Below are 24,757 nucleotides of genomic sequence, written 5' to 3' on the forward strand. Positions count from 1 at the left end.
CAAATAAACGTTCATTTAGTCTCCGCCCATGGCTGATTCCGTGCGTCTGGGTTGTTGGGCGGCGTTCTGGGGGGACACGAGCACCGCGGTCGACCAGATCCTCGACGGGTCCGAGGTGGACTACCTCATCTCGGACTACCTGTCGGAGATCACGATGGCCCTGCTGGCCCGGGCCCGGGCCAAGGACCCCGACGCCGGCTTCGTGCCCGACGCGATCCGCGTCATCGCCGCACGCCTGCAGGACATCCACGAGCGCGGCATCAAGGTGGTCACCAACGCCGGCGCGCTGAACCCCGCGGCCTGCGCGCAGGCCTTCCGCGATGCGGCCGAGGCCGCCGGCGTGCCGCTCAAGGTCGCGGCCGTGCTCGGCGACGACCTCACCCCGCAGGCCGACGCGATCCTGGGCTCCGACCCCAAGGACATGTTCACGGGCGAGCCGCTGCCGGCGCGCCCGATGACGATGAACGCCTACCTCGGCGCCCGGCCCATCGCGGCCGCGCTGGCCGCCGGGGCCGACATCGTCGTGACCGGCCGCGCGGTCGACTCCGCCGTTGCCCTCGGCCCGCTCCTGCACGAGTTCGGCTGGAGCGACACGGACTACGACCTGCTCTCGGCCGGAACGCTGGCCGGCCACGTCGTCGAGTGCGGGCCGCAGTGCACGGGCGGCAACTTCACCGACTGGGACATCGTGCCCGGCTGGGACAACATGGGCTTCCCCATCGCCGAGTGCTTCCCCGACGGCACCGCGATCATCTCCAAGCCCGACAACACGGGCGGCCTGGTCTCGCCCGCCACCGTCAGCGAGCAGATCCTCTACGAGATCGGCGACCCCGGCGCCTACGTCATGCCCGACGTTCTGTGCGACTGGCGCAACATCAAGCTCGAGTCCGTGGGCGAGAACCGCGTGCGCGTCTCCGGAGCGCGCGGCAGCCAGCCGCCCACGACCTACAAGGTCACCGCGACGCACGCCAACGGCTACCGCTGCATGACCACCGCCGCCTTCGGCGGCCTGGACGCCGGCGCCAAGGCCCGGCGCGCCGGGCAGGCGCTCGTCTCGCGCGCCGAGCGGCTCATCGCCAAGGCGGGCTTCGAGCCGCTGACGGAGTCCTCGGTCGAGGTCGTCGGCGCGGGGGACACGTTCGGCCCCGAGCACCGCAACGACGCGGCCACGGAGGCCGTCGTGAAGATCGGCGTGCGCCATCCCGAACGCGCGGCGCTCGAGCACTTCGCGAGCGAGTTCGCCCCTATGGCGCTCGTCGCCCAGGGGATGACGGGGTACTTCGCGGGCCGGCCGCGCGTCGCGCCCGCCATCGCCGTCTACCACCTGCTCATCGAGAAGGCCTCGCTGGACGTGCGCGTCCTGCTCGGCGACGAGACCATCCCGGTCGACATCGCCCCGGGCAAGCCCGGACCCGCGGCCGGCACGCCCGAGCTGCCCGACGCGCCCTCCGGCGGGGTGAGTCCGATCTCCGGCGGCTTCACCGTGCCGCTGCGCCGCCTGGCCTACGCCCGCAGCGGCGACAAGGGCAACAACGCCAACATCGGCGTCATCGCCCGCCGGCCCGAGTTCGCCGCGGTCATCGAGGAGCAGCTGACGACCGACCGGGTCCAGGCGTTCTTCCAGCAGTACCTCACCGGCGGCGTCAAGCGCTGGTCGCTGCCCGGCCTGTCGGCGGTCAACTTCATCCTCGAGGGTGCCCTGGGCGGCCGCGGCGGCACGTCGACGCTGCGCTACGACCCGCAGGGCAAGAGCTTCGGCGCGATGCTCCTGCAGGTGCCGATCGCCGTGCCGGCCGAGTGGGACGCCAACGGGCTGCTGACCCGCGACGCCGCGCCCGCGCGCGAGCAGTCGGTCGCGTGAGCCTCCCCGAGAAGGTCCTCGTCGCCAACCGCGGCGAGATCGCCGTGCGCATCATGCGCACGCTGCGCCGCCTGGGGATCGCCAGCGTGGCGGTCTATCACGCCGAGGACGCCTGCGGCCGCGCCGTGCGCGAGGCCGACGAGGCCGTCGAGCTGTTCGGCGACACGCCCGTGGGCGCCTACCTCGACATCGAGGGCATCGTGGCCGCCTGTCACGCGACGGGCGCCACCGCCGTGCACCCGGGGTTCGGCTTCCTGTCGGAGAACGCCGCGTTCGCCGAGGCGCTGGCCGCCGCGGAGATCACGTTCATCGGCCCGCCGCCGTCGGCGATGCGCGCCATGGGCGACAAGATCGAGTCCAAGCGCCTGGCCGCCGCGGCCGGCGTGCCGACGCTGCCCGGCTCGCCCGACGCCGTGGCCGACGTCGAGGAGGCGGTCGCGATCGCCACCGAGATCGGCTTCCCCGTCCTGCTGAAGGCCAGCGCGGGCGGCGGCGGCAAGGGCATGCGCATCGCGGTGGACGCCGACGACTGCCGCGAGGCCTTCGACCGCGCGTCGGCGGAGGCCAAGGCCAGCTTCGGCGACGGCCGCGTCTTCGTGGAGCGCTTCATCACCAAGCCGCGCCACGTCGAGGTCCAGGTCCTGGCCGACACGCACGGCACCGTGCTGCACCTCGGCGAGCGCGAGTGCTCCATCCAGCGCCGCTACCAGAAGGTGATCGAGGAGTCGCCGTCGCCGGCGATCGACGCCGAGACGCGCGCGGCCATGGGCGCCACCGCCGTCGCGCTGGCCCGGGCCGTCGACTACGTCTCGGCGGGCACCGTGGAGATGATCCTCGACGAGGACGGCAGCTTCTACTTCCTGGAGATGAACACGCGGCTGCAGGTCGAGCACCCGGTCACCGAGCTGGTGACGGGCATCGACATCGTGGCCGAGCAGGTCCGCATCGCGGCCGGCGAGCCGCTGGGCTACGGCCAGGACGACGTGCGCATGAGCGGCCACGCGATCGAGTGCCGTGTCTACGCGGAGGACGCCGACGCCGGGTTCATCCCCGCGACCGGCCGCCTCGGCCTCGTGCGCTTCCCCGCCGGCGAGGGCATCCGCGTCGACCACGGCGTCGTCGAGGGCCAGGAGATCAGCGCCTCGTTCGACCCGATGATCGCCAAGATCGCCGCCCACGGCGCCACCCGCGAGGAGGCGATCGCGCGCTCGCGCGACGCGCTGTGCCGCACGGTCCTGCTGGGCACGGTGACCAACACGGCCTACCTGGAGCGCGTGCTCGGCCATCCCGACTTCATCTCGGGCGACACGCACACGGGCTTCCTCGAGCAGCACGCCGACGCGCTGGCGCCACCGCCGCCGCCCGACGACGTCGAGCGCTGCCTGGTCGCCGCGGCCGCCCTGGCCAGCCCGCGCTTCGACGAGCGCCTCGCCGCCCCCGAGCCGTTGGCGTCCATGGGCGCCTGGAGGCCCTAGACCATGCCCTTCGAGATCACCCTGGGCGACCGCACCGCCCACACCGTCGACGTCGCCCGCCACGGCGGCCGCGCCACCGTGACGATCGACGGCCGCGACTACCACGGCAGCCTGCGTCCCGCCGGCGATGGCTACGAGCTCACGCTCGAGGACCGCACCGAGCCGATGTGGATCCTCGTCGACGGCGACGCGATCCTCGTGCATGCCTTCGGGCAGTCCTGGGATCTGGGCATCGTCGACCCCGTCGAGCGCTCGCGCGGCGGCGGCCCGTCGGAGGACGTGGCGCTGGCGCCCATGCCCGGCACCGTCATCAGCATCGCCGTCGCCCCGGGCGACGAGGTCACCGCCGGCCTGCCGCTGATGGTCATCGAGAGCATGAAGATGCAGAGCGAGATCACCGCCGCCCGCGACGGCGTCGTCGAGCAGGTCTTCCTGGACGTCGGCGACACGTTCGACCGGGGCGCCGCGCTCGTCGCCCTGGAGGCCGACCCCGAGACCGACCCGACCGAGGAGGACTGACCGTGCACCGCCTCGAGACCCACGTCGATCCCAACTCCCCGAGCTACAAGGCGTTCTACGCCCACAACAAGGGCCTCGCGGCCGAGCTGGCCGAGACCCTGCGCAAGGCGCGCGAGGACCGCCCGCAGCGGGCCTGGGACCGCCTGGCCGAGCAGGACAAGCTCCCGGTGCGCGAGCGCCTGGACCTCCTGCTGGACCGCGGCGCGCCGTTCCTGGAGCTCATGTCGCTGGCCGCCAACCGCCACTACGACGGCGAGGCGCCCCAGGCGCTGCTGGTCACCGGCATCGGGGTCGTCAGCGGCCGCGAGGTGATGGTGATCGCCAACGACAGCTCGCTGAAGGGCGGCGCCTGGTACCCGATCACCACGCGCAAGATCGTCCGCGCGCTGCAGATCGCCCTGGAGAACAAGCTGCCGGTCGTGCACATGCTCGACAGCGGCGGCGCCAACCTCCACCTCCAGGACGAGATCTACGCCTGGGCGGGCAAGATCTTCCAGCAGCAGTGCCACCTCAGCGCCGCGGGCATCCCCCAGCTGGCCGTCGTGTTCGGCTACTGCACGGCGGGGGCGGCGTACACGCCGACGCTGTGCGACCAGACGATCATGGTCCGCGAGCGCGGCGCGATCTTCCTGGCCGGACCGCCGCTGGTCAAGGCGGCCACGGGCGAGGAGAACACGACGGAGGAGCTCGGCGGGGCCGACATGCACACGTCGGTCTCCGGCGTGGCCGACTACGCCGTGGACTCCGAGGCCGAGGCGCTCTCGCTGGCGCGCGACATCGTCGGCGTGTGGGCCCGTCGCGAGAAGGCCGACAGCGACCGCCGCGCGCCCGAGCCGCCGTTCCACGACCCCGACCAGCTCTACGGGATCATCCCCGACGACGTCAAGAAGCAGTTCGAGATGCGCGAGGTCATCGCGCGCGTCGTCGACGGCAGCCTGTTCCACGAGTTCAAGCCGCGCTACGGCGACACGATGGTCTGCGGCTGGGCGTTCATCTGGGGCTTCAAGGTCGGCATCCTCGGCAACAACGGCGTGATCTACAGCGAGGCCGCCAACAAGGCGACCACGTTCATGCAGCTGTGCGACCGCGACGGCATCCCGCTGTTGTTCCTGCACAACGTCACCGGCTTCATGGTCGGCCGCGAGTACGAGCGCCGGGGCATCACCAAGGACGGCGCGAAGATGCTCATGACGCAGGCCAACGTGACCGTGCCCAAGCTCTCGGTGCTGTGCCACGCCTCGCAGGGCGCCGGCAACTACGCGATGGCCGGCCGGACGTGGGACCCGCGCCTGGTCTACGCCTGGCCCAACTCGCGCTCGTCGATCATGGGCCCCGAGCAGGCGGCCGACGTGCTGACCCAGGTCCGCGTCGCCGGCCTGCGCCGGCGCGGGGAGGACCCGTCCCCGGACGAGATCAGCACGATCAAGACCGAGGTCACGGCCTACTTCGAGCAGACCTACCACTCGTATTACCTCACCTCCGACCTGCGCGACGACGGGCTGATCGACCCGGTCGACACCCGCAACACCCTCGGGATGTCGCTGTCGGCGGTGCTCAACGCCCCCATCGTGCGCACGCCCGGCGGCGTGCTGCGCATCTGACCGACGAGGAGCTGGCCGATGACCGACGTTGTGACCTACGAGGTCTCCGACGCCGTCGCGTGGATGACCATCAACCGCCCCGAGGCGCGCAACGCGCTGAGCAAGGCGGTTCGCGACGGGCTGTGGGAGGGCTTCCGCCGCTTCGCCGACGACGACTCGGCGGCGGTGCTCGTGCTCACCGGCGCGGGGGAGAAGGCCTTCTGCGCGGGCGGCGACCTCAAGGAGATGTCCGACACGGCGCTGACGATCCCGCCCAAGGACTTCCTGCCCTACCTGCAGCGGTCGGTCAAGACCGACAAGCCGGTCATCGCCGCCGTCAACGGCGTCGCGTTCGCCGGCGGCTTCCTGCTGGCCCAGATGGTCGACCTGGTCATCGCGGCCGACCACGCGAAGTTCGGGATCACCGAGGCCAAGGTCGGCCGCGGCTCGCCGTGGGCCGCGCCCCTGCCGTGGCTCATCCCGCCGCGCGTGGCGATGGAGATCCTCGTCACGGGCGAGCCGATCACCGCCCAGCGCGGCTACGAGCTCGGGCTGGTCAACAAGGTCGTTCCGCTGGCCGAGCTGCGCGAGGCCGCCGAGACGATGGCCAAGGGCATCGCGGCCAACGCACCGCTGTCGGTGCGCGCCGCCAAGTCGATGGTCTACCTCTCGGCCGAGCACCACTGGACCGAGGCGCTGGACGCCGCCGACAAGCTCTACGAGCCCGTCTACCTCAGCGAGGACGCCCAGGAGGGCCCGCGGTCCTTCAAGGAGAAGCGCCCGCCGGTGTGGCAGGGTAGGTGAGACACCGGCCCGGGAGGCCGGTTCCGCTGCGGGTTCGGCGCCCGGCGGCCGAACCCGCGGCGGCGGCCTGACTCAGTCGCCCGCCGGCCTCTCGCGCAGCGATTCGCGGAGCTCGCTGCGGCGGATCTTGCCGCTGACGGTCTTGGGCAGCTCGTCGACGAAGTGGATCTCTCGCGGGTACTTGTACGGCGCGGTGAGGTCGCGTGAGTGCTTCTGCAGCTCGGCCGCGAGCTCGTCGCCGGCCTCGTAGCCGGGGGCGAGGATCACGAAGGCGGTGACGATCTGCGTGCGCTGCGGGTCGTCCTTGCCGACCACGGCGGCCTCGACGACCGCCGGGTGCTCGACGAGCGCGGACTCGACCTCGAACGGCCCGATCCGGTAGGCCGACGAGGTGATGACGTCGTCGTCGCGGCCTTCGAACCACAGGTAGCCGTCGCCGTCGCGCCACGCCTTGTCGCCCGTGAGATACCAGCCGCCGACGAAGGACTTCTCGTTGGCCGCGTCGTCGCGGTAGTAGCCGTCGAACAGGCCGATCGGGCGCGGGTCGGTGACCTTGACCGCGATGCTGCCCACGACGTCGTCGGGGGCGCGCTCGCCGCTCTCGTCCAGGACGTCGACGGTCCAGCCCGGCACGGGCTTGCCCATCGAGCCGGGCCGGACGTCCATCGCGCGGTAGTTGGCGACGAGCACGCAGGTCTCCGACTGGCCGTAGCCGTCGTACACCGTCAGGCCGCCCGTGCCGTCCTTCCACGCGCGGATGACCTCGGGGTTCAGCGGCTCGCCGGCGCTCGTGCAGTGGCGCACGCCGCTCAGGTCGTAGGCGGCCAGGTCGGCCTGCACGAGCATGCGGTACAGCGTCGGCGGCGCGCAGAACGAGGTGATCCCGGCGTCCTTGAGGATGCGCAGGATGGTGTCGGCGTCGGGCTTGCCCAGCGCGACCTGCACGATCGTCGCCCGTTCGTGCCACTGGCCGAACAGCCCGCCCCAGGCGGCCTTGGCCCAGCCCGTGTCGGTCACCGTCCAGTGCCGGTCGCCGGGGCGCAGGTCGTGCCAGAAGCGCGCGGTCGACACGTGGCCCAGCCCGTAGGCCGTGGGGTGCAGGACCATCTTGGGGTAGCTGACCGTCCCGCTCGTGAAGAACAGGATCATCGGGTCGCTGCTGGAGGTGGGGGAGTCCGGCAGCTCGCCGTCGCCGGCGGCCTCCATGATCGTCTCCAGGTCGTTCCAGCCCTCGCGATCGCCCACGCCCAGCCCGATGCGCGTGCGCAGGGTGGGGAGCTCCTCGCGCACCGCGTCGAGCTTCTCGGCGCCCACGGAGTCGGTGATCGCGGCGACCGCGTCGGCGGCGCGGATCCGGTAGGAGATGTCGCGCGCCGTGAGCTGGTTGGTGCCCGGCATGACCACCGCTCCGATGCGGATCGCGCCGAGCATCGCGAAGTACCACGCCGGATGGCGGGGCAGCATGATGAAGATCGGGTCGCCCTTGCCGATGCCCGCGGCCAGCAGCGCGCGCGCCGCCTTGCGCGACTCGGCCGCCAGCTGGGCGACGGTGTGCTCGGCGATCGTCTCGCCGCCCGGGCCCAACGAGACGAGCGCGAGGTCGTCGGGGGCCTCCTGCGCCCAGCGCTCGATGATGTCGACCACCGGGTTGAAGCGCTCGGGCAGGTCGACGTGGTAGCTCTCCCGCGCCTCCTCATAGGACGTGAGGTTGGGCGGCGCGGTGCGGTCCGGGCGTGAGATCTCAGGCATCGTCGCCGCCGACGGTATCGGCGGCGGCCCCGCGCCGTATTGGCGGAAGTGACAGTGGCCCCGGGGGTCGCGGCCCGGTGGGATGGGGACATGAGCCCGGGCCGCACATCGGTCGTCGCCGACCTCGACGACGCCCTCGCCGTCGTCACCGACGGCGCCGTGATCGGGATCGGCGGTGCCGTCACCGCCGGCCATCCCATGGCGCTGGTCCGGGGGCTGGCCCGCCGCGGGGTGCGCGACCTCACCGTCGTGGCCCCCGTGGGCGGCATCGAGGTCGACATCCTCATCGCCGCCGGCTGCGTCAGCCGCGTGGTGGGCTGCTACGTCGGCGCCGAGACCGTCGCGGCCGTCGGCCCCGTGTTCCGCACTGCCGCCCAGAACGGCACGATCGAGGTCGTCGACCTCGACGAGGCCCACACGGTCCAGGGGCTGCGGGCCGCCGGCCAGGGCCTGCCGTTCCTGCCCTGGCGGGGCGGCGTCGGCACGTCCTACGCGCAGCTCAACCCCACGCTCGTCGAGTTCGACGACCCCGTCCGCGGCGAGCCGTTGCTGGCCATCCCGGCGCTCGAGCTCGACGTCGCGCTGCTGTACTCCGAGGTCTCCGACGCCTACGGCAACGCCCAGCCCGTCGGCACGGCCCACATGGATCCGCTCATCGGCTCCGCGGCCCGGCACGTCGTCCTCCAGGTCGACCGCGTCGTCAGCAACGACGAGATCCGCCGCAACCCGGGCAGCACGATCTACTGGCGCGACACGACCGTCGTCCGCGCCCCGTTCGGCACCCACCCCTACTCCAACGGCTGGATGACGGCCGACGAGGAGCACCTGCGCGACTTCGTGCGCGCGGGGCGCGCCGGCGGCGACGACCTCGACGGCTACCTGCGCCGCCACGTGCACGGCCCGGCGGACAACGATGCCTACCTCGAGGAGGTCGGCATCCGCCGGCTGACCTCGCTGCTGATCTGAGCCCCCATGACCGAGCCGTCGATCAACGAGCTGTTCGCCATCCTCCTCGCCCGCGACCTGCGCGAGGACGACCGCACCATCATGGTCGGCGCCAACATGCCCATGGCCCGTGCGGCCGCCGTGCTGGCCAGCCTGACCACGCACCCCGACGTGCGCGTCCTCATCGGCCTGGGCGTCCACGGCCTGGGCGACGGCGCCGACCCGCCGGGCGTGTACCCGTTCCTGTTCGACCCGCGCACGCTCATCGGCGAGGCGCTCATGTTCCAGAGCCGTGTGTTCGACGACATGAACCGCCCCGACGTCTTCTTCTTCGGCGGCCTGCAGCTCGACCGGCGCGGCAACCTCAACCTGTTCGGCATCCCCGACGGCGAGGGCGGCTGGAAGATGCGCGGCCCGGGCTCGCTGGCCCTGGCGACGATGAGCACCTACTGCAAGGGCTACTACATCGTCATGCCCAGCCACGACCCGCGCACGTTCGTCGAGCGCGTGTCGCTGATCTCCGCGCTGGGCGACGCGACGGAGCGCAGGCGGCTCAAGCTCCCGGGCGGCGGCATCCGCATGGTGCTCTCGCCGCTGGGCGTCTTCGACTTCGACGACGCGGGGGACATGCGCGTGCGCAGCCTGCACGCCGGCGTGACCGCCGACCAGGTCCGTGAGGCCACGGGCTTCGAGCTCGTCTGGCCCGACGAGGTGCCCGTGACGCCCGCGCCGACCGACGCCGAGCTCGAGGTGCTGCGGGGCCGGGTGGACGTGCACGGCACGCTGGCCGCGTCGTGACGCCGCGGATCACGCCGCCGGCGCACTTCGACGACCACCAGGTCGAGCAGCTCGACAAGACCTACCCCAAGCCGGGTGGGGAGTACCTGAACCTCTGGAAGACCCTGGCCCACCGGCCCGAGCTGCTGCGCCGCGTCAACGCGCTGGGCGGCTACTACCCGCGCCACTCGGTCGTCGGCGTGCGGGAGCGCGAGCTCGCCATCCTGCGCACGGCGGCCCGCCGCGGTGCCGCCTACGTCGAGGCCCAGCACCGCGCGATCGCGGCCGACGCCGGGGTGCCGGCGGCCGAGATCGCCGCGGCGGCCGATCCGGCGCTCGAGCACGCGTGGGCGCCCGCCGACGCCGCGCTGCTGGCGTTCGTCGACGAGTTCGTGGCCCACGACACGGTGGGCGACGCGACGTGGTCGGCCCTGCACGCGCACCTCGGCGACGACGGCGTGCTCGAGCTGCTGGTGATGATCGGCTTCTACGGGCTGATCGGCGCGATGCTCAGCGCCGTGCGCGTCGAGATCGACGCGCCGGCCGCGTAGGGCGCCGCCGGCCTACGGCGTCGCCAGCACCGCGCGCACCGAGACGACCGTCGTGCCGTCCTGGTTGACGCAGTCGGCCTCGACCGCCGTGCGGCCGTCCCCGAGGTCCTCGGAGGAGCGCAGCTCGCTCGTGATGCTGTCGCCCGGCCGGGTCGGTGCGCGGTAGGTCACCTTGACCTCGGAGCCCGGCGGCAGCGCGTCGACGCCGAGCCAGGCCGTGGCCGCGCGGAAGAACGCGTGCAGCGCGATCGGGCCGTGGGCGATGATGCCGCCGAACTCGGAGGCCGCGGCGGCCTCGGGGTCGACGTGCAGCGGGTTGAAGTCCCCCGACAGCTCGGCGTAGGCGTCGATGTTGGCCTGGGTGACCACGTCGGTCACGGGCGTGAAGGCCGTGGGGTCGGGCATCACGACGTCTCCTGTCCGGGCCCGGTGGGCCACACGATGATCTTGCGACCGGTCACCACCTGGGTGCCCTGCTGGTCGCGGATGTCGAACTCGATCGTCACGAACGGCCGCTCGCGCTTGATCTCCTTGTTGCCGACCCACACCGTGATCTCCGCGTCGCTGTCGACGGGCAGGGGGGCGTGGTACTCGAGCTCCTGCTTGGCCAGGATGCTGCCGGCCGGGATGCCGCCCATGCCGCGCCGCAGCGCGTGCAGGAAGAGCACCGGGAAGACCGCGGGCGGCGCGAACGCCGGCTCGGAGGGCTCGCCGATGGGGCCGGCCAGCCGGCCGGCGATGTCGCGCGACACCCTTTCGGTGAACGGGCCCATGCGCTCGTCCACGACGAGGTCGTCGTAGGCGATGTTCGAGAGTGCCGGGGAGTCCCCGGACGTGCCGGTCATGACAGGGACCCTCGGAGATCGCGGGTCGACGTTCAACTGGCGCTAGCGCCAGTCAGTGCTTGGTGCTCTCGTAGAGCGTCGCGTTGGCGGCGCGCAGCTTGAACTTCAGGACCTTGCCGCCGACGGTCACGGGCAGTTCGTCGACGACCACGACCATCTTCGGGCTCTCGAAGCCGGCCAGCCGCTGGCGGGCGAAGACCATGAGCTCGTCGGTGTCGGGCGTGGCGCCCGGCTCGGCGATGACGAACGCGGTCACCGCCTCGCCCCACTGCTCGTGGGGCAGGCCGACGACCGCGGCCTTCTGCACATCGGGGTGCTGGACGAGCACGGACTCCACGCGCTGGCTCGAGACGTTCTCGCCGCCGGACTTCACGATGTCCTTGGAGCGGTCGACCATGATGCGCAGGCCGTCGGCGTCGTACTCGCAGACGTCGCCGGAGTGGAACCAGCCGCCTCGGAACGCCTCGCGCGTGGCCTCCTCGTCGCGGTAGTACCCCGCGGTGACGACGGGCGAGCGGTAGACGACCTCGCCGGGGACGCCGGGCCGGTCGCGCAGCGACATGCCGTCCTCGTCGACGACATCGGCGGCGACCATCGGGTTGGGCACGCCGACGTAGTTGAGCTCGGGCGCGGTGCGGTGGAACAGCTCGGTCCACTTGTCGGGCCAGAAGCGGTGGCAGGAGATCGCCTCGGTCTGGCCGAGGATCTCGCAGGCGATGAGGTCCTCGCCGCAGTGGCGCTTGAGCGCGCGGATGAGGCCCGGGGGCGCGGCCGTCCAGCCGTACACCGTGGTCGTCAGCGACCGCACGTCGTAGGTCATCGGCTCGCGGTCCAGCGCGGCGACGAAGTCCGTGAGCATGGCCGGCGAGCCGCCCCACAGGCAGGTGGCCTGCTCCTGGGTGACCGCCTTGGCGATCTTCGTGGCGTCGACGCCACGGCCCATGACCAGCGTGCCGCCCGACAGGAAGGCCGGGAAGCTGAAGATCTGGTCGGCGATGTGGAAGATGAGCGGGAGGAAGCTGCAGAGCTTGAGGTCGCACTCGATCTTCAGGCCCCGCGTGAGCGTCAGCGCCAAGGAGTAGGCGCCGAGGTAGCTGTAGGCGTGGGTGACCATCGCGCCCTTGGGCATCGCGGTGGTGCCCGAGGTGTAGATGATCTCCCACACGTCGTCGGCGTGGACCTCGACGGCGGGCTCGGTCGTGGCGTGGCCCTCGACGAAGTCCGCGAAGCCGACGCTGCCGTCGATCAGGCCGCCCTCGATGGCGATCGTCACCTGCGGGGCGATGCCCTGCTCGCCGAAGCCGCCCTTGGCCTTGGGCCACAGGACGTCGTCGACGATGGCGAACGCGGGCTCGCACCGGCCGAGCAGGTAGGAGATGACGTCGGGCGCGAGCATCGGGTTGATCGGCACGACGGTCAGCCCCGCCTTGGCGACGCCGATCTTGAAGATGTAGGCCTCTACGGAGTTCTCGCAGAACATCGCGACGCGGTCGCCGCGCTGCAGGCCTCGGGCCAGGAGCGCGTTGGCGACGCGGTTGGCCAGCTCGTCGGCCTGCCGGTAGGTCACCCGCTGGTTCTCGGGGTGGGCGAACGCGCCCTCCCAGGCCACGATCGCCTCCTTGTCGGGGTAGCTCCAGGTGACGCGCTCGAACAGATCTCCGACGCTCATGCGCTCCCAGCGCTGCGTCGCCCGCCGGCCGTACAGGCTCGTCACGTCCATGACCGGCGACGCTACGACGGCATCCGCCCGTGCGGTCCTAGCACTTGCGCCAGTTGGCGCCGTCGGCGCCGCCCGCGACGCTGCCGTCCTCGTGCCCACACGTCGCTACGTCGCCCTCGATCGGTTCGGCCCGCCGGACGTCATGCGCTGGACCACCGGCCCGGCGCCGCAGCGCGGCGAGGGCGAGGTCCTCGTGGCCGTCGAGGCGATCGGCCTGAACTTCGCCGACACGATGGTGCGCCGGGGCGAGTACCGCCGCGACCAGTCCCTGGACTTCACCCCGGGCTTCGAGGTCGCCGGCCACGTCCTGGAGTCCGGGGACGGCGGCCCGGCCCCCGGCACGCCCGTGCTCGTCTTCTGCGAGAACGGCGGCGGCTATGCCGACACGATCAGCGCGCCGGCCGACCACGTCTTCACGCTCATCGAGGGCATGGCCCCGCGCGACGCCGCGGCGCTGTTCACCCAGGGCGTGACCGCCTGGTACGCCGTGCACCGATACGGGCAGGTCGGCGAGGGCGACTGGGTGCTCGTCCACGCCGCCGCCGGCGGCCTGGGCGGCATGTCGGTCCAGCTCGCCGCCCTGGCCGGCGCGCGGGTCGTCGCGACGGCCTCCACGCCCGCCAAGCTCGAGATCGCCCGCCGGTACGGCGCGACCGAGACCGTCCTGGCCGACCCGGAGACGCTGACGGCCGGCGTGCGCGCCGCGACCGGCGGCCACGGCGCCGACGTGGTCATCGACGGCGTCGGCGGCGACCTCTTCATGCCCTCCATGCGGGCCCTGGCCTTCGGCGGGCGCTACCTCGTGGTCGGCTCGGCCAGCCAGGCGCCGGCCATGCTCGACGTCCGCGCGCTCATGCCGCGCGGCCAGACCGTGACGGGCGTGCTCGTCGCCCGGGTCGCCGAGCAGGACCCGTCCGAGCCCCAGCGGGCGTTCGACGAGATCCAGCGGCTCGTGCTCTCCGGCGAGCTCAGGCCCGACGTGCGGACGATGCCCGCGGCCGAGATCGCCGCCGCCCACGAGCTCATCGAGTCGCGCAGCCTGACCGGCAAGGTCGTGCTCGAGCTCGAGCCCGCGTAAGGCCCGGCCCGGCCGCGGGCCCCGGCCCCCTGGGGTACTAGCGCTTTCGCCTATGGCTGGCCCGTGCGACCGGGACTAGGGTCGGGCGGCCCACCTGATTGATCTGCGATCCCGGAGGACGCTGTGGACTTCGAGCCGAGTGACCGCGCCAAGGCGCTGCTGGAGCGCGTGCGCGCGTTCCTGGACGAGCACGTCTACCCCAACGAGCGCGAGATCGAGGACGCGATCGACGCCGAGGTCGACCGCGACACCCCGTTCCCGGCCGTCCTGGTCGAGCTGCGCGCCAAGGCGCGCGCCGAGGGCTTGTGGAACCTCGCCCTCCCCGACGAGCGCCTCGGGTCCGGCCTGAGCAACCTCGACTACGGCGTGGTCTCGGAGGAGATCGGCCGCGCGACGACCACCGCGCCCTACGTCTTCAACGTCCAGCCGCCCGACAGCGGCAACATGGAGATCCTCGTCGAGCACGCGACCCCGGAGCAGCGGGAGAAGTACACCGAGCCGCTGCTCGACGGCGACATCCGCTCCTGCTACGCCATGACCGAGCCCGACACGGCCGGCTCGGACCCCACGGGCCTGGCGTGCTCGGCCGTCCTGGACGGCGACGAGTGGGTCATCAACGGGCGCAAGTGGTGGTGCACGAACGCGCTCGGCGCCCGGTTCGCGATCGTCATGGCGGTCACCGACCCCGACGGGCCCAAGCACTCCCGAGCCACGATGCTGCTGGTCCCCACCGACACGCCCGGCTTCCAGTACGTCCGCCCGCTGTCGAACATGGGCCACACCGCCGGCCCCGGCCACTGGGAGCTGGCCTTCGAGGACTGCCGCGTCCCGGCCGGTATCTCCACGCTGGGCGGCCGCGGCAACGGCTTCAAGATCTCCCAGGACCGCCTCGGCCCCGGTCGCATCCACCACTGCATGCGCCTCATCGGCGTCGCCGAGCGCGCGCTGGAGCTCATGTGCGCGAGGGCCAAGTCCCGCGAGATGTTCGGCTCGCCGCTGTCGGACCGGCAGTTCATCCAGGACTTCATCGCGACCTCCCGCGCCGAGATCGACCAGGCGCGCCTGGTCACCTGGCACGCCGCGTGGAAGCTCGACCAGGTCGGCAACCGCGCCGCCCGCGAGGAGCTGTCGATCACCAAGCTCGTCGTGCCCACCATGGGGCTCAACGTCGTCGACCGGGCCATCCAGGTCTACGGCGGCGCCGGCGTGTCGGAGGACACGCCCCTGTCGTGGATGTACCGCTACAACCGCATGCTGCGCATCGGCGACGGCGCCGACGAGGTGCACAAGATGGTCATCGCGCGCATGGAGCTCGCGAAGGTCAAGGATCCGGAGCCGACGACGGCGGGAGCACGATGAGCTACACGTACAACACGATGCTGGTCGAGCACCCCCGCGACGGGGTCGTGCTCGTGAGCCTCAACCGGCCGGATCGCTACAACGCGATCACGTTCGAGATGTTCGACGAGATGCACGCGCTGTGCGACGAGCTCCAGAAGGACGACGACGCGCGGGTGGTCATCATCACCGGCGTCGGCAAGGGCTTCTGCTCGGGCCTGGACCTCGACGAGGCCTACACGCTGCCGGACATGACCGCGCAGGAGATGATGCTCGGCCAGCAGCAGTGGGCCGGTGCGTTCCAGAAGTTCCACGAGATCAAGCAGCCCGTGATCGCGGCGGTCAACGGCGCAGCCGCCGGCGGTGGGCTCGGGTTCGCGCTGTGCGCCGACATCCGGATCGCCAGCCCGGCCGCGCGGTTCAACGCCGCCTTCGTGCGCATCGGCCTGTCGGCCGGCGACGTCGGCGTGTCGTGGTCGCTGCCCCGGGTCATCGGCATGGGCCGCGCGGCGGAGATGATGCTCACCGGGCGCTTCTACGACGCCGAGGAGGCCGAGCGCATCGGCCTGGTCAACCGCGTCGTCCCGGCCGACAAGCTCATGGACGAGTGCCTGGCCATCGCCGACCAGATCGTCCTCAACAGCCCGTTCGGCGTGACGATGTCCAAGCGCGTGCTCAACACGAACGTTGACGCCGGCTCGCTCAGCCAGGCGATCGAGGTCGAGAACCGCGGCCAGACGCTGGCGACGCGCGGCGCGGACTTCCGCGAGGCCCTCTCGGCGTTCCGCGAGAAGCGCGAGCCGAAGTTCACCGGGACCTGAGCCGGCCGGTGGCCTCGCTCACGGTCGGGATCGAGCCCCAGGGCACGTCCGTCCGCGCCATGGGCGAGGTCGCCGCGGCGGCGGACGCCGCCGGCCTGGACGCGGCGTGGGCGCCCGAGCTCTACAACCGCTCGGCGACCATCACGGTCGCCGAGATGGCCCACCGCACGCAGCGCTGCCGCGTCGGGACGGCGATCGCCTACGGCGTCGGGCGCAGCCCGCTGACGATGGCCGCCGAGGCCCGCGACCTCGACGAGATCTCCGACGGGCGCTTCGTGCTCGGCCTGGGCAACGGCACCCGGCGGATGATCTCCGACTGGCACGGTCTGGACCCCGAGGCGCCCGCGGTGCGGATGGAGGAGCTCGTGCCGCTCATCCGCCGCCTGTGGCGCGTGCACGAGGAGGCCATCGACCACGACGGGCGTTTCTACCGCCTGCACTTCCGGCCCACGGGCGACCTGCTGCCGCCGCTGCGCGAGCGCATCCCGATCTACACGGCGGGCGTCAACCCGCGGATGATCGAAACGGCCGGCCGCGTCGCCGACGGGCTGCTCGGCCACGTGCTGTTCACGATCCCCTACCTCGAGGACGTCGTGCTGCCGGCGATCGAGAAGGGCGCACGGCGCATGGAGCGCGACCCGTCGGAGATCCAGGTGGCCAGCCTCGTGTTCGCCGCGGTCAACGACGACGCCGAGCAGGCGCGCCGCGACGTGGCGGCGCAGATCGCCTTCTACGCCTCGGCCAAGACCTACGGCACGATCATGGAGCGCATCGGCTTCGGCGGGGTGGGGGAGGCGATCCGTGAGGCGTTCGCCCGCCGCGACCACGAGGCGATGATCGCGGCGGTGCCCGACGCGATGATCGACGCGCTCGCGGTCTGCGGGACGGCGCAGGACGTCCGCGACGGGCTGCGCCGCTACGAGGGGCTGCTCGATCACGCGATCCTCTACACGCCGAGCTTCGGGCTGGCGCCCGAGCGCGTGCAGGACAACGCCCTGGGGCTCATCCGGGCGTGCTCGGCGATCGCCCGCCCGCGGTAGCCCCGGCGCGCGGATTGGCGCATGCGCTAGTGGCGCAGGGCACCGTCGCCCGGTCTGATGGAGGCCGGTGTTCAACGCATTGAGATCCGATGAGCTGCTCGTGGGGGTGGGGCGCATGCTGCGCATGGCCGCCGACCTCCAGGGCCCGCCGGAGGACTACGAGCGCAGCGTCCTGCTCTCGGCCTTCAGCGTGACGCGCCTGCTGGCCTCCGAGCAGCGGGCCGCGCCGGCCCTGCTGGCCTCCACGCAGGCCGGGCTGGACGACGTGCTGGCCGCCGACCTGCGGCCCGCCGTCAGCGAGGCGCGCCGGCGCATCGCCGCCGCCGCCGACGGCGTCGAGGTCGGCGACGTGCTGGTCGACCTGCTCGCCGAGCTGCCGGCGCAGGACCCCACGCGCACCGCCGTGCACGGCGTGCTGCGGCGCATGGTCGACGAGGAGGTGGCGGCGCTCGCGCGCTCCCCCGAGGAGGACGAGGCGTGAGCGCCGAGGACCACGAGGGCATCGACGCCGCCAAGGCGGAGGCGATGCTGGCGACGATGCGCTCGGTCGGCTCGGCCGACGACGCGTCGCGCGTCACGTACCTCGAGCAGCTCGAGGGCGGCTGGTCGCGCCACTCCTATGCCGCGCGCGTGCGGCACGGCGACGGCACCGAGCGCGCCTACATCCTGCGCGCGCGGCCGCGCGCGTCGACGCTGGACACCGACCTGGGCCAGGAGTTCCGGACCTTCGAGCTGCTCGTCGACGAGCCGCTGCCCTCGCCCGCCGTCCACGGCTACGAGCCCTCCGAGGACACCCCGTTCGACGGGCCCTACTTCGTGATGGACCGCCTCGTGGGCCACGCCGTCAACGTCTGGCGGGGCCGCGACCGCCGCCAGCTGCACGAGGACTGGGAGGGCGGCCGCGGCATCGCGACCGACTTCGTCGCGTACCTGGCCGCGATCCACCGCATCGATCCCGGGCGCGCCGCGCAGGCGAGCATCGTGCGCGACTTCACCGCGACGGTCGACCACTGGCAGGGCGTCTACCAGGAGATGCGCCTGGTCCGCGATCCCGTGATCGAGGAGGCCTACGCCTGGGTGCGCAGCCGCGAGCCCGACCCCGTGCCGGCCTGCCTGGTCCACGGCGACTACCGCATCGGCAACTGCCTCATCGAGGACGGCCGCGTGTCGGGCATCCTGGACTGGGAGCTCTCCTACGTCGGCGACCCGCGCTTCGATCTCGGGTACATGGCGCTGGACTACCACGCCGGCAAGTTCACGACGCCGGGATCCGACCTGCTGGCCGCGGTGGCCGACCGGACGTGGTTCTACGAGCGCTACGGCGAGCTGACGGGGCAGCCCGTCGACCTCGAGGCCGTGCGCACGTTCAGCGCCCTCGGCGCGCTCATGCTCTTCGCGATCATGACGACGGGGATCCGCGTGTACTCGCGCCGTGAGACGACCGACATCCGCATGGCCTGGGCGCGCTTCGTGCTGCCCGGCCTGCGCCAGGATCTCGCCGGGATCATGGCCTGGTGACCCGTGACCACTGGCGCTAGCGCCAGTACCACGGCGCGGAGCGGGGTGTCATTCTCGCGCCGCGTACGGAAGATGGGGAGGGTCGCATGACGGATCTCGATGCTGCGAAGGTCAAGTTGGATCTCACGCGGGCATCGCGCTGGAACTCCCTCACCCTGTCGCAGCTGCTCGAGCGCGACGGCCTGGACCTCGACAAGCCCGCGATCGTCTTCGAGGACGCGTCGCGCACCTACGGCGAGCTGCGCGTGGCCGCGCGCCGCGTCGCCAACGCGCTCATCGGCCTGGGCATCGACGAGTTCGACCGGGTCGCCGTGCTCAGCGCCAACCGCCTGGAGTTCATGGAGGTCGAGGCGGGCATCGCGGGCGCCCGGGCCATCATGGTGCCATTGAACTGGCGGCTGCGCGACGGCGAGCTGGCCAACCTCCTGCGCCGGTCCCAGGCCCGCGCGATCTTCGTCGAGGAGCGGTTCCTGGCCACGATCCTCGCGCTGCGCCGCGCCGGCGAGGTCCCCAACCTGCGCACGGTCATCGCCTTCGACGGCGCACCCGGCGACCTCAACTACGAGGAGGTGATCGGCTCGGCGTCGGCCGAGCGCCCGACGCGCACCGGGCGGCTGGACGACCCGCACGAGATCATCTTCACCTCGGGCACGACGGGCCAGCCCAAGGGCGTGGTGTGGACCAACGGCACCGTCATCTTCAACGCGCTGCAACAGGCCACCGACTTCATGCTGGGCCCGCAGCACAGCAGCTACGCGCTGATCGACCTGTATTACATCGGCGCCCGCCACGACTTCACCTGGGCGATCCTGCAGGTGGGCGGGACCGTGCACATCAAGCCCTCCAGCGGCTTCGACGCCGGCGAGGTGGTGCGCTACGTCGCCCGGCACCGGATCACCCACATCCTCTGGGTGCCGACGATGTTGTACGAGATCCTGCGGCTGCCCGACCTGGCCGACCACGACCTCGGTGCGCTGCAGATGATCATGTGCGGCGGCCAGCCCGTCTCGGTCGCCACGACCGAGAGCTCCCAGGAGGCGTGGCCCCACACCGACTTCATCCAGGTCTACGGCCTCACGGAGGGCGGCGGGTCGGTCACCTACGTCCGGCCTGACCACGCGCGCTCCAAGCCCGGCTCGGCCGGCCAGCCCTCGCTCAACGTCGAGATCCGCCTCGTGGACCCAGAGGGCCTGGACGTGCCGACCGGCATCGACGGCGAGGTCCTGGTCCGCGCGCCCACGGTCACCGCGGGCTACTGGGACGACCCGGAGGCCACCGACCGCCTCATCGTCGACGACTGGCTGCATACGGGCGACATGGGTCACGTCGACGAGGACGGCCACCTCTACATCTCGGGCCGCAAGGGCGACATGATCATCAGCGGCGGGATGAACGTGTTCCCGCACGAGATCGAGGACGTGCTGTGCGAGCACCCGTCGGTGGCCGACGCCGCGGTCATCGGCCTGCCCCACGAGAAGTGGGGCGAGACGGTGTGCGCGGTCGTCGAGGCGGCGCCCGGGGCCACCGTCGACGAGCAGGACCTCATCGCGTTCTGCACGCAGCGGCTGGCGAGCTACAAGAAGCCGACGTCCGTGCAGGTCGTCGAGGAGATCCCGCGCACGTCGGCCGGCAAGGCCAAGAAGTTCATCCTGCGCGAGCGGTTCGCGCGGCCCGAGACCACCGCGCTGCCCTCCCCCTCCGGGTGACTGGCGGATAGGACAGTTGCCCCGTCCGACGGGGCTGGACAGAGTGGACGATGCGGCAAAGACCTTGTTTCGAGGAGACCCATGACTGAGAGCGGCACCAACGGAAGCGGCGGGCAGGCCTTCATCGGCGTCGACGTCGGCGGCACCCACACCGACGTGTCGGTGATCTACGAGGGCCGCGTCGAGCGCGGCAAGGCCCTGACGACGTACGACGACTTCAGCCGCGGGGTGCTCGAGGCCGTCGGGGTCGCGGCCAAGACCTACGGGCTGTCGATGGAGGACCTGCTGGCGCGGACCCAGCTCTTCATCAACGGCACCACCGTCGTCACCAACGCGATCACGCAGCTGCGCGGCTCGCGCGTCGGCGTTCTCATCACGAACGGCTTCGGCGACGCCTTCCGCCTCGCCGGCGGCCCGCGGACGACGGAGATCGACGACCACCTCCAGCTCAACGTCCCCGACCTCGTCGACCGCCAGGCCATCGCGGACATCGACGAGCGCATCGACTGGTCGGGCGCCGTGCTCGTCCCGCTCGACGTCGAGCAGGTCAAGGCGCAGGCCAAGCACCTCGTCGAGGAGGTCGGCGTCGACGCGCTGTCGATCTGCTTCCTGTGGAGCCACGCCAACACGGCCCACGAGGTCGCGGCCCGCGACGCGATCAAGGAGATCTACCCCGACCTCTTCGTGACGATGTCGCACGGGGTGTTCCCCGTGGAGGGCGAGACGCGCCGCTGGACGACCGCGGTGCTCAACTCGTTCGTGCAGGCCAGCGCCGACGTCTACCTGACCTCGCTCAACGAGAAGCTGCGCACGGCCGGCCTGACCGGCGGCCTCGCCTTCTTCCAGGGCCTGGGCGGCGGCATCAGCCTCGAGAAGGCGCGCGAGTACCCGCTCGGCCTGCTGGGCTCCGGCCCGGCCGCGGGGGCCATCGGCTCCAACGAGCTGGCCAAGCGCATGGGCAAGAAGCGCGTCCTGCTCGGCGACATGGGCGGCACGAGCTTCGACACCGGGATCATCGTCGACAACGAGATCCACATCGACAAGAACCTCCAGCTCGGCCCGTTCATGACGGGCGTCAACATCGTCGACGTGGTCTCGGTCGGCGCCGGCGGCGGCTCCATCGGCTGGGTCAGCGAGCGCGGCGTGCCGCAGGTCGGCCCGCACAGCGCCGGCTCGACCCCGGGCCCGGCCGCGCTGGACCGCGGGGGCGAGCAGCCCACGGTCACCGACGCCATGGTCACGCTCGGGTTCATCGATCCCGACAACTACCTCGGCGGCCGCGTCAAGCTCAAGCCCGAGAAGTCCCGTGAGGTGCTCGACCGCGTCTTCGGCGAGCGCTTCGGCTGGTCGACGGAGGAGTCGGCGGCGGCCATGCACGACCTCGTTGTGGTCAACATGGCCAACGCGGTGCGCGAGGTCTCGGTCGGCAAGGGCCACGACCCGCGCGAGTTCCTGTTCCTGGCCTACGGCGGCACGCTGCCGCTGTTCGCGTCGCAGATCGCCGAGCGCCTGAACATCGGGACGATCGTCATCCCGCGCAACAGCTCGGTCTTCTGCGCGCTGGGCCTGCTGAGCTCGGACTACGTCATGCGCTTCGACCAGGGCGTGGGCTGGGACCTGTCCAAGCCCGAGGGCGTGGACCGGGTCAACGCCATCGCCGAGCGCATGGTCGCCGAGGCGATCGCGCAGATGGAGTCCGAGGGCTTCCCGCGCGAGCAGATCGAGGTCCAGCGCACGGCCGACGTCCGGTTCCACGGCCAGGCCTACGAGCTGACGCTGCCGATGCCCGCCCGCACGCTGAACAGCGACGACGCCGGTCAGGTGTTCGACGACTTCCTGGCCACCTACGAGCGGACCTACGGCGAGGGCACGGCGTGGAAGGGCGTGCCGGCCTCGCTCATCAACTACAGCGTCACGGTCATCGGGCGCCAGGACCGGCCCGAGATGGGCGTCGCGGTCAGCGGCAACGGCACGCATGCCGTCCCGGTGCGCGAGACGCGGCAGGTCTTCCTGCCCACCGAGCGCCACCTCGACGAGGTGCCGATCATCGACGACGCCGCCTTCGAGGTCGGCAGCAAGGTCGAGGGGCCTGCGATCATCGACGCCGTCGACACGACGGTCTACCTGCCGCCGGGTACCCGGGCGGAGCGAGACGCATACATGAACTACGTCCTGACGCGCTGAGGGAGCCATCATGAGCACTGCCGACTACGACGTCATCGCCGCCGAGGTCCACCGGAAGGCGCTGAAGAACCTGACCGACGAGATGGCGATCACCCTGGTGCGCACCTCGGGGTCGCCGATCGTCACGGAGTCCAAGGACTTCTCGACGTGCCTGATGGACACCAAGCCCGAGCACCTCGGGTTCAGCTCCTACGTGCTGTTCCACGTGGGCTCGTCGCTCATCGGGACCGAGGTGATCGCCGACCTGGTCAGGGGCGGCGTCGACCTCAAGCCGGGTGACGGCTGGGTGGTCAACGACCCGCACACCGGCGGTGCCATGCACCAGGGTGACGTGTCGATCATCATGCCGACCTTCTACAAGGGCGAGCACCTGGGCTGGTCCTTCGCCAACATGCACGTCCTGGACGTGGGCGGGGTGGGCATCTCGGGCTACGCCCCGGGGGCGCACGACGTGTGGCAGGAGGGCATGCGCTTCCCGCCGATCCGGATCATCCGCGACGGCGCGATCGACCCCGAGTGGGAGCACTACATCGCGGCCAACGTCCGCGCGCCGGGTGCCGTGCTCAACGACATCCGCTCCATGGTCGCGTCGAACAACACGGCGACGGTCAAGCTCACCCAGATCATCGACGAGTTCGGCCTCGAGGCCCATCGCCAGTACTGCGAGATCAACAAGGACCTCAGCGAGCAGGTGCTGCGCGAGCGGATCGCCAAGATCCCCGACGGCGTCTACGAGGCCGTCGACTGGAACGAGTTCGACGGCCACGACGGCCCCGACCGGCTGCTGGAGCTGCGCTGCCGCCTGGAGGTCGACGGGACCGACCTGCGGTTCTTCTACACCGGCGTCCCGCAGATCGACGCGTTCGTCAACTCGACGATGGGCCCGATGTTCGGTCAGGCGATGACCGGCCTGATGACGATCCTGGTCTACGGCGACCTGCCGGTCAACGGCGGCCTGTGGCGTCCCATCACCGTCGACATCGGCGAGCCCGGCACGATCGTCAACTCGGTGCCGCCGGCCCCGGTCAGCAACGCGCACTCCGAGGTCGGCATGCGCGCCTGCAAGCTGGCCAAGGACGTGCTCTGCCAGGCCATGGCGCTCAGCGACGATCCCATCCTGCGCAGCCGCATCTCCGGCCAGCACCAGGACGGCTTCCCGGGCAACGCGCTGTTCGGCAACAACCAGCACGGCGGCGTGTCGGTCATCTTCTACCCCGACAACGCCATCGGCTCCGGCGGCGGCGCGCAGACGATCAACGACGGCCAGGACGCCTACGGGCTGACCTGCACCACCGGTGGCGGCATCCCCGACGTCGAGAACCACGAGGGCGCCGACCCGGTGCTCTTCCTGTGGCGGCGCCTGGTGGCCAACTCCGGCGGCCCCGGCCAGTACCGCGGCGGCCAGTCGCTCGACCAGGCCTACGCGATCCACTACTCCGACGTGATGGCGGGGCCGTGCTTCAACGCGTGCGCCCAGGTGCCGCCGCACGGCGTCGGCGGCGGCTACCCCGGCTGCGCGGGGACGTTCTTCCCCGTGCGCGCCTCCAACGTCGAGGAGCTCATCGCGGCCGGCAGCATGCCGACCCGTCAGGCGCTTGACGGCCGCACCGAGGTCGTGCGCTCCAAGCTGACGCACATCGTCCTCGAGCGCGGTGACGTGTTCGTCGCCACCGCGGGCGGCGGCGCCGGCCTGGGCGACCCGCTGCTGCGGGCACCCGAGCTCGTGGCCAAGGACATCGTCTCGGGCTACGTCACCGCCGAGCACGCCCACACGATCTACGGCGTGGTGCTCAACGACGCCGGCGAGGCCGATGCCGAGAAGACCGCGGCGCGCCGTGCCGAGATCCGCCGCGAGCGGATCGGCGCCGACCCGGCCAAGGAGGCCGCGACGCCCCCGAGCCCGGGCATCTCGCTCGCGCGGGTCGACGGGGGCTGGACGTGCACGTCCTGCCAGGAGCGGCTGGCCGACGCCGACGGCAACTGGCGCGAGGGCGCGGTCCTGTCCGAGCACCCGATCGCCGAGCGCTACGACGAGCTCGGCATGATCGTCCGCGACCGCAAGGAGAGCCCGCGCGTGCACATGCGCGAGTACTTCTGCCCGGGGTGCGCGGCGAGCCTCGGGGTCGACGTCGCCACCGAGGATCTCGAGACGCTCCCGGCGGCCTCAGCGCTGAAGGCGGCCGCCACCGCCTGAGGGCGGAGATGAAGGTCTGAAGAAGCCGACCGAACGGGCGGGCGCGCCACTG

The 24,757-nt window shown here is 71.8% G+C and carries 21 protein-coding genes; 17 read left to right on the forward strand and 4 right to left on the reverse strand.

The genetic code is table 11. The annotated features are described in order from the left end of the window. The first annotated feature begins 28 nt into the window (after nucleotides 1-28). From FSW04_RS11375 to FSW04_RS11390, 5 genes are read left to right on the forward strand one after another with little or no spacing between them, the layout of a single operon-like run. Complete coding sequence (locus FSW04_RS11375; RefSeq protein ID WP_146919289.1) at nucleotides 29-1,861, forward strand: acyclic terpene utilization AtuA family protein; 1,833 nt, start codon at nucleotides 29-31, stop codon at nucleotides 1,859-1,861. Then, nucleotides 1,858-3,336 (forward strand): acetyl-CoA carboxylase biotin carboxylase subunit, encoded by a 1,479-nt coding sequence (locus tag FSW04_RS11380; RefSeq protein WP_228431156.1) that lies wholly within the window; start codon nucleotides 1,858-1,860, stop codon nucleotides 3,334-3,336. Before FSW04_RS11375 ends, FSW04_RS11380 begins: the two co-directional genes overlap by 4 nt. A 3-nt stretch (nucleotides 3,337-3,339) precedes the next feature. Further along, nucleotides 3,340-3,855 carry a biotin/lipoyl-containing protein gene (locus FSW04_RS25910; protein ID WP_187369429.1) on the forward strand — a complete coding sequence of 172 codons (516 nt, stop codon included), beginning with the start codon at nucleotides 3,340-3,342 and terminating at the stop codon, nucleotides 3,853-3,855. A gap of 2 nt (nucleotides 3,856-3,857) precedes the next feature. Beyond that, nucleotides 3,858-5,456: an acyl-CoA carboxylase subunit beta gene (locus FSW04_RS11385; protein ID WP_146919290.1), complete on the forward strand. Its 1,599-nt coding sequence runs from the start codon at nucleotides 3,858-3,860 to the stop codon at nucleotides 5,454-5,456. Nucleotides 5,457-5,474: 18 nt separating this feature from the next. After that, nucleotides 5,475-6,239: an enoyl-CoA hydratase/isomerase family protein gene (locus FSW04_RS11390; RefSeq protein ID WP_146919291.1), complete on the forward strand. Its 765-nt coding sequence runs from the start codon at nucleotides 5,475-5,477 to the stop codon at nucleotides 6,237-6,239. 72 nt (nucleotides 6,240-6,311) lie between these two features. Here the strand turns inward: FSW04_RS11390 and FSW04_RS11395 are convergent, their stop codons facing one another. Next, complete coding sequence (locus FSW04_RS11395; protein WP_146919293.1) at nucleotides 6,312-7,988, reverse strand: acyl-CoA synthetase; 1,677 nt, start codon at nucleotides 7,986-7,988, stop codon at nucleotides 6,312-6,314. Between the two features lie 90 nt (nucleotides 7,989-8,078). Between FSW04_RS11395 and FSW04_RS11400 the strand changes: the two genes are divergently transcribed. From FSW04_RS11400 to FSW04_RS11410, 3 genes are read left to right on the forward strand one after another with little or no spacing between them, the layout of a single operon-like run. Beyond that, nucleotides 8,079-8,954, forward strand: coding sequence for a CoA transferase subunit A (locus FSW04_RS11400; protein WP_146919295.1), 876 nt, complete (start codon nucleotides 8,079-8,081; stop codon nucleotides 8,952-8,954). A 6-nt stretch (nucleotides 8,955-8,960) separates the two neighbouring features. Next, complete coding sequence (locus tag FSW04_RS11405) at nucleotides 8,961-9,731, forward strand: hypothetical protein (RefSeq protein ID WP_146919297.1); 771 nt, start codon at nucleotides 8,961-8,963, stop codon at nucleotides 9,729-9,731. Beyond that, complete coding sequence (locus tag FSW04_RS11410) at nucleotides 9,728-10,261, forward strand: carboxymuconolactone decarboxylase family protein (RefSeq protein WP_187369430.1); 534 nt, start codon at nucleotides 9,728-9,730, stop codon at nucleotides 10,259-10,261. Before FSW04_RS11405 ends, FSW04_RS11410 begins: the two co-directional genes overlap by 4 nt. Before the next feature lie 12 nt (nucleotides 10,262-10,273). Here the strand turns inward: FSW04_RS11410 and FSW04_RS11415 are convergent, their stop codons facing one another. The 3 genes from FSW04_RS11415 to FSW04_RS11425 are packed head-to-tail and all read right to left on the reverse strand — an operon-like array spanning nucleotide 10,274 to nucleotide 12,826. Continuing rightward, a complete protein-coding gene (locus tag FSW04_RS11415) occupies nucleotides 10,274-10,666 on the reverse strand; it encodes a MaoC family dehydratase (RefSeq protein ID WP_146919301.1) in 393 nt (130 codons plus the stop codon). Then, a complete protein-coding gene (locus FSW04_RS11420; protein ID WP_146919303.1) occupies nucleotides 10,666-11,106 on the reverse strand; it encodes a hotdog family protein in 441 nt (146 codons plus the stop codon). Before FSW04_RS11420 ends, FSW04_RS11415 begins: the two co-directional genes overlap by 1 nt. Before the next feature lie 52 nt (nucleotides 11,107-11,158). Next, on the reverse strand, nucleotides 11,159-12,826 hold the full coding sequence (locus FSW04_RS11425) for a class I adenylate-forming enzyme family protein (RefSeq protein ID WP_146919305.1): 1,668 nt from the start codon (nucleotides 12,824-12,826) through the stop codon (nucleotides 11,159-11,161). A 91-nt stretch (nucleotides 12,827-12,917) separates the two neighbouring features. On the opposite strand from FSW04_RS11425, the gene FSW04_RS11430 reads away from it, so the two are divergent. The 9 genes from FSW04_RS11430 to FSW04_RS11470 all read left to right on the forward strand — a co-directional run bounded on the left by FSW04_RS11430 (nucleotide 12,918) and on the right by FSW04_RS11470 (nucleotide 24,705). Beyond that, nucleotides 12,918-13,904: a quinone oxidoreductase family protein gene (locus FSW04_RS11430; RefSeq protein ID WP_187369431.1), complete on the forward strand. Its 987-nt coding sequence runs from the start codon at nucleotides 12,918-12,920 to the stop codon at nucleotides 13,902-13,904. Between the two features lie 123 nt (nucleotides 13,905-14,027). Then, a complete protein-coding gene (locus FSW04_RS11435; RefSeq protein ID WP_146919309.1) occupies nucleotides 14,028-15,263 on the forward strand; it encodes an acyl-CoA dehydrogenase family protein in 1,236 nt (411 codons plus the stop codon). Continuing rightward, entirely contained in the window at nucleotides 15,260-16,063 is an 804-nt protein-coding gene (locus FSW04_RS11440; protein ID WP_146919311.1) for an enoyl-CoA hydratase/isomerase family protein, read from the forward strand. The genes FSW04_RS11435 and FSW04_RS11440 overlap by 4 nt, the downstream gene beginning before the upstream one ends. 59 nt (nucleotides 16,064-16,122) lie before the next feature. Then, on the forward strand, nucleotides 16,123-17,103 hold the full coding sequence (locus FSW04_RS11445; RefSeq protein WP_146923676.1) for an LLM class flavin-dependent oxidoreductase: 981 nt from the start codon (nucleotides 16,123-16,125) through the stop codon (nucleotides 17,101-17,103). Between the two features lie 67 nt (nucleotides 17,104-17,170). After that, on the forward strand, nucleotides 17,171-17,584 hold the full coding sequence (locus tag FSW04_RS11450) for a hypothetical protein (RefSeq protein WP_146919313.1): 414 nt from the start codon (nucleotides 17,171-17,173) through the stop codon (nucleotides 17,582-17,584). Further along, nucleotides 17,581-18,621: a phosphotransferase family protein gene (locus FSW04_RS11455; RefSeq protein ID WP_228431160.1), complete on the forward strand. Its 1,041-nt coding sequence runs from the start codon at nucleotides 17,581-17,583 to the stop codon at nucleotides 18,619-18,621. The genes FSW04_RS11450 and FSW04_RS11455 overlap by 4 nt, the downstream gene beginning before the upstream one ends. Nucleotides 18,622-18,707: 86 nt before the next feature. Next, nucleotides 18,708-20,327 carry a class I adenylate-forming enzyme family protein gene (locus FSW04_RS11460; RefSeq protein WP_146919315.1) on the forward strand — a complete coding sequence of 540 codons (1,620 nt, stop codon included), beginning with the start codon at nucleotides 18,708-18,710 and terminating at the stop codon, nucleotides 20,325-20,327. A gap of 81 nt (nucleotides 20,328-20,408) precedes the next feature. Further along, complete coding sequence (locus FSW04_RS11465) at nucleotides 20,409-22,511, forward strand: hydantoinase/oxoprolinase family protein (RefSeq protein ID WP_146919317.1); 2,103 nt, start codon at nucleotides 20,409-20,411, stop codon at nucleotides 22,509-22,511. A gap of 10 nt (nucleotides 22,512-22,521) precedes the next feature. Further along, complete coding sequence (locus FSW04_RS11470; RefSeq protein WP_146919319.1) at nucleotides 22,522-24,705, forward strand: hydantoinase B/oxoprolinase family protein; 2,184 nt, start codon at nucleotides 22,522-22,524, stop codon at nucleotides 24,703-24,705. Nucleotides 24,706-24,757 lie beyond the last annotated feature (52 nt).

The organism is Baekduia soli (assembly GCF_007970665.1).
GTDB lineage: Bacteria > Actinomycetota > Thermoleophilia > Solirubrobacterales > Solirubrobacteraceae > Baekduia > Baekduia soli.

Coding starts and splice junctions, on each gene's coding strand:
- FSW04_RS11440 (WP_146919311.1), top strand. CDS start 15,260: ATGAGCTACACGTACAACACGATGCTGGTCGAGCACCCCCGCGACGGG.
- FSW04_RS11465 (WP_146919317.1), top strand. CDS start 20,409: ATGACTGAGAGCGGCACCAACGGAAGCGGCGGGCAGGCCTTCATCGGC.
- FSW04_RS11405 (WP_146919297.1), top strand. CDS start 8,961: ATGACCGAGCCGTCGATCAACGAGCTGTTCGCCATCCTCCTCGCCCGC.
- FSW04_RS11425 (WP_146919305.1), bottom strand. CDS start 12,826: ATGGACGTGACGAGCCTGTACGGCCGGCGGGCGACGCAGCGCTGGGAG.
- FSW04_RS11470 (WP_146919319.1), top strand. CDS start 22,522: ATGAGCACTGCCGACTACGACGTCATCGCCGCCGAGGTCCACCGGAAG.
- FSW04_RS11445 (WP_146923676.1), top strand. CDS start 16,123: ATGGGCGAGGTCGCCGCGGCGGCGGACGCCGCCGGCCTGGACGCGGCG.
- FSW04_RS11420 (WP_146919303.1), bottom strand. CDS start 11,106: ATGACCGGCACGTCCGGGGACTCCCCGGCACTCTCGAACATCGCCTAC.
- FSW04_RS11460 (WP_146919315.1), top strand. CDS start 18,708: ATGACGGATCTCGATGCTGCGAAGGTCAAGTTGGATCTCACGCGGGCA.
- FSW04_RS11400 (WP_146919295.1), top strand. CDS start 8,079: ATGAGCCCGGGCCGCACATCGGTCGTCGCCGACCTCGACGACGCCCTC.
- FSW04_RS11395 (WP_146919293.1), bottom strand. CDS start 7,988: ATGCCTGAGATCTCACGCCCGGACCGCACCGCGCCGCCCAACCTCACG.
- FSW04_RS11375 (WP_146919289.1), top strand. CDS start 29: ATGGCTGATTCCGTGCGTCTGGGTTGTTGGGCGGCGTTCTGGGGGGAC.
- FSW04_RS25910 (WP_187369429.1), top strand. CDS start 3,340: ATGCCCTTCGAGATCACCCTGGGCGACCGCACCGCCCACACCGTCGAC.
- FSW04_RS11415 (WP_146919301.1), bottom strand. CDS start 10,666: ATGCCCGACCCCACGGCCTTCACGCCCGTGACCGACGTGGTCACCCAG.
- FSW04_RS11390 (WP_146919291.1), top strand. CDS start 5,475: ATGACCGACGTTGTGACCTACGAGGTCTCCGACGCCGTCGCGTGGATG.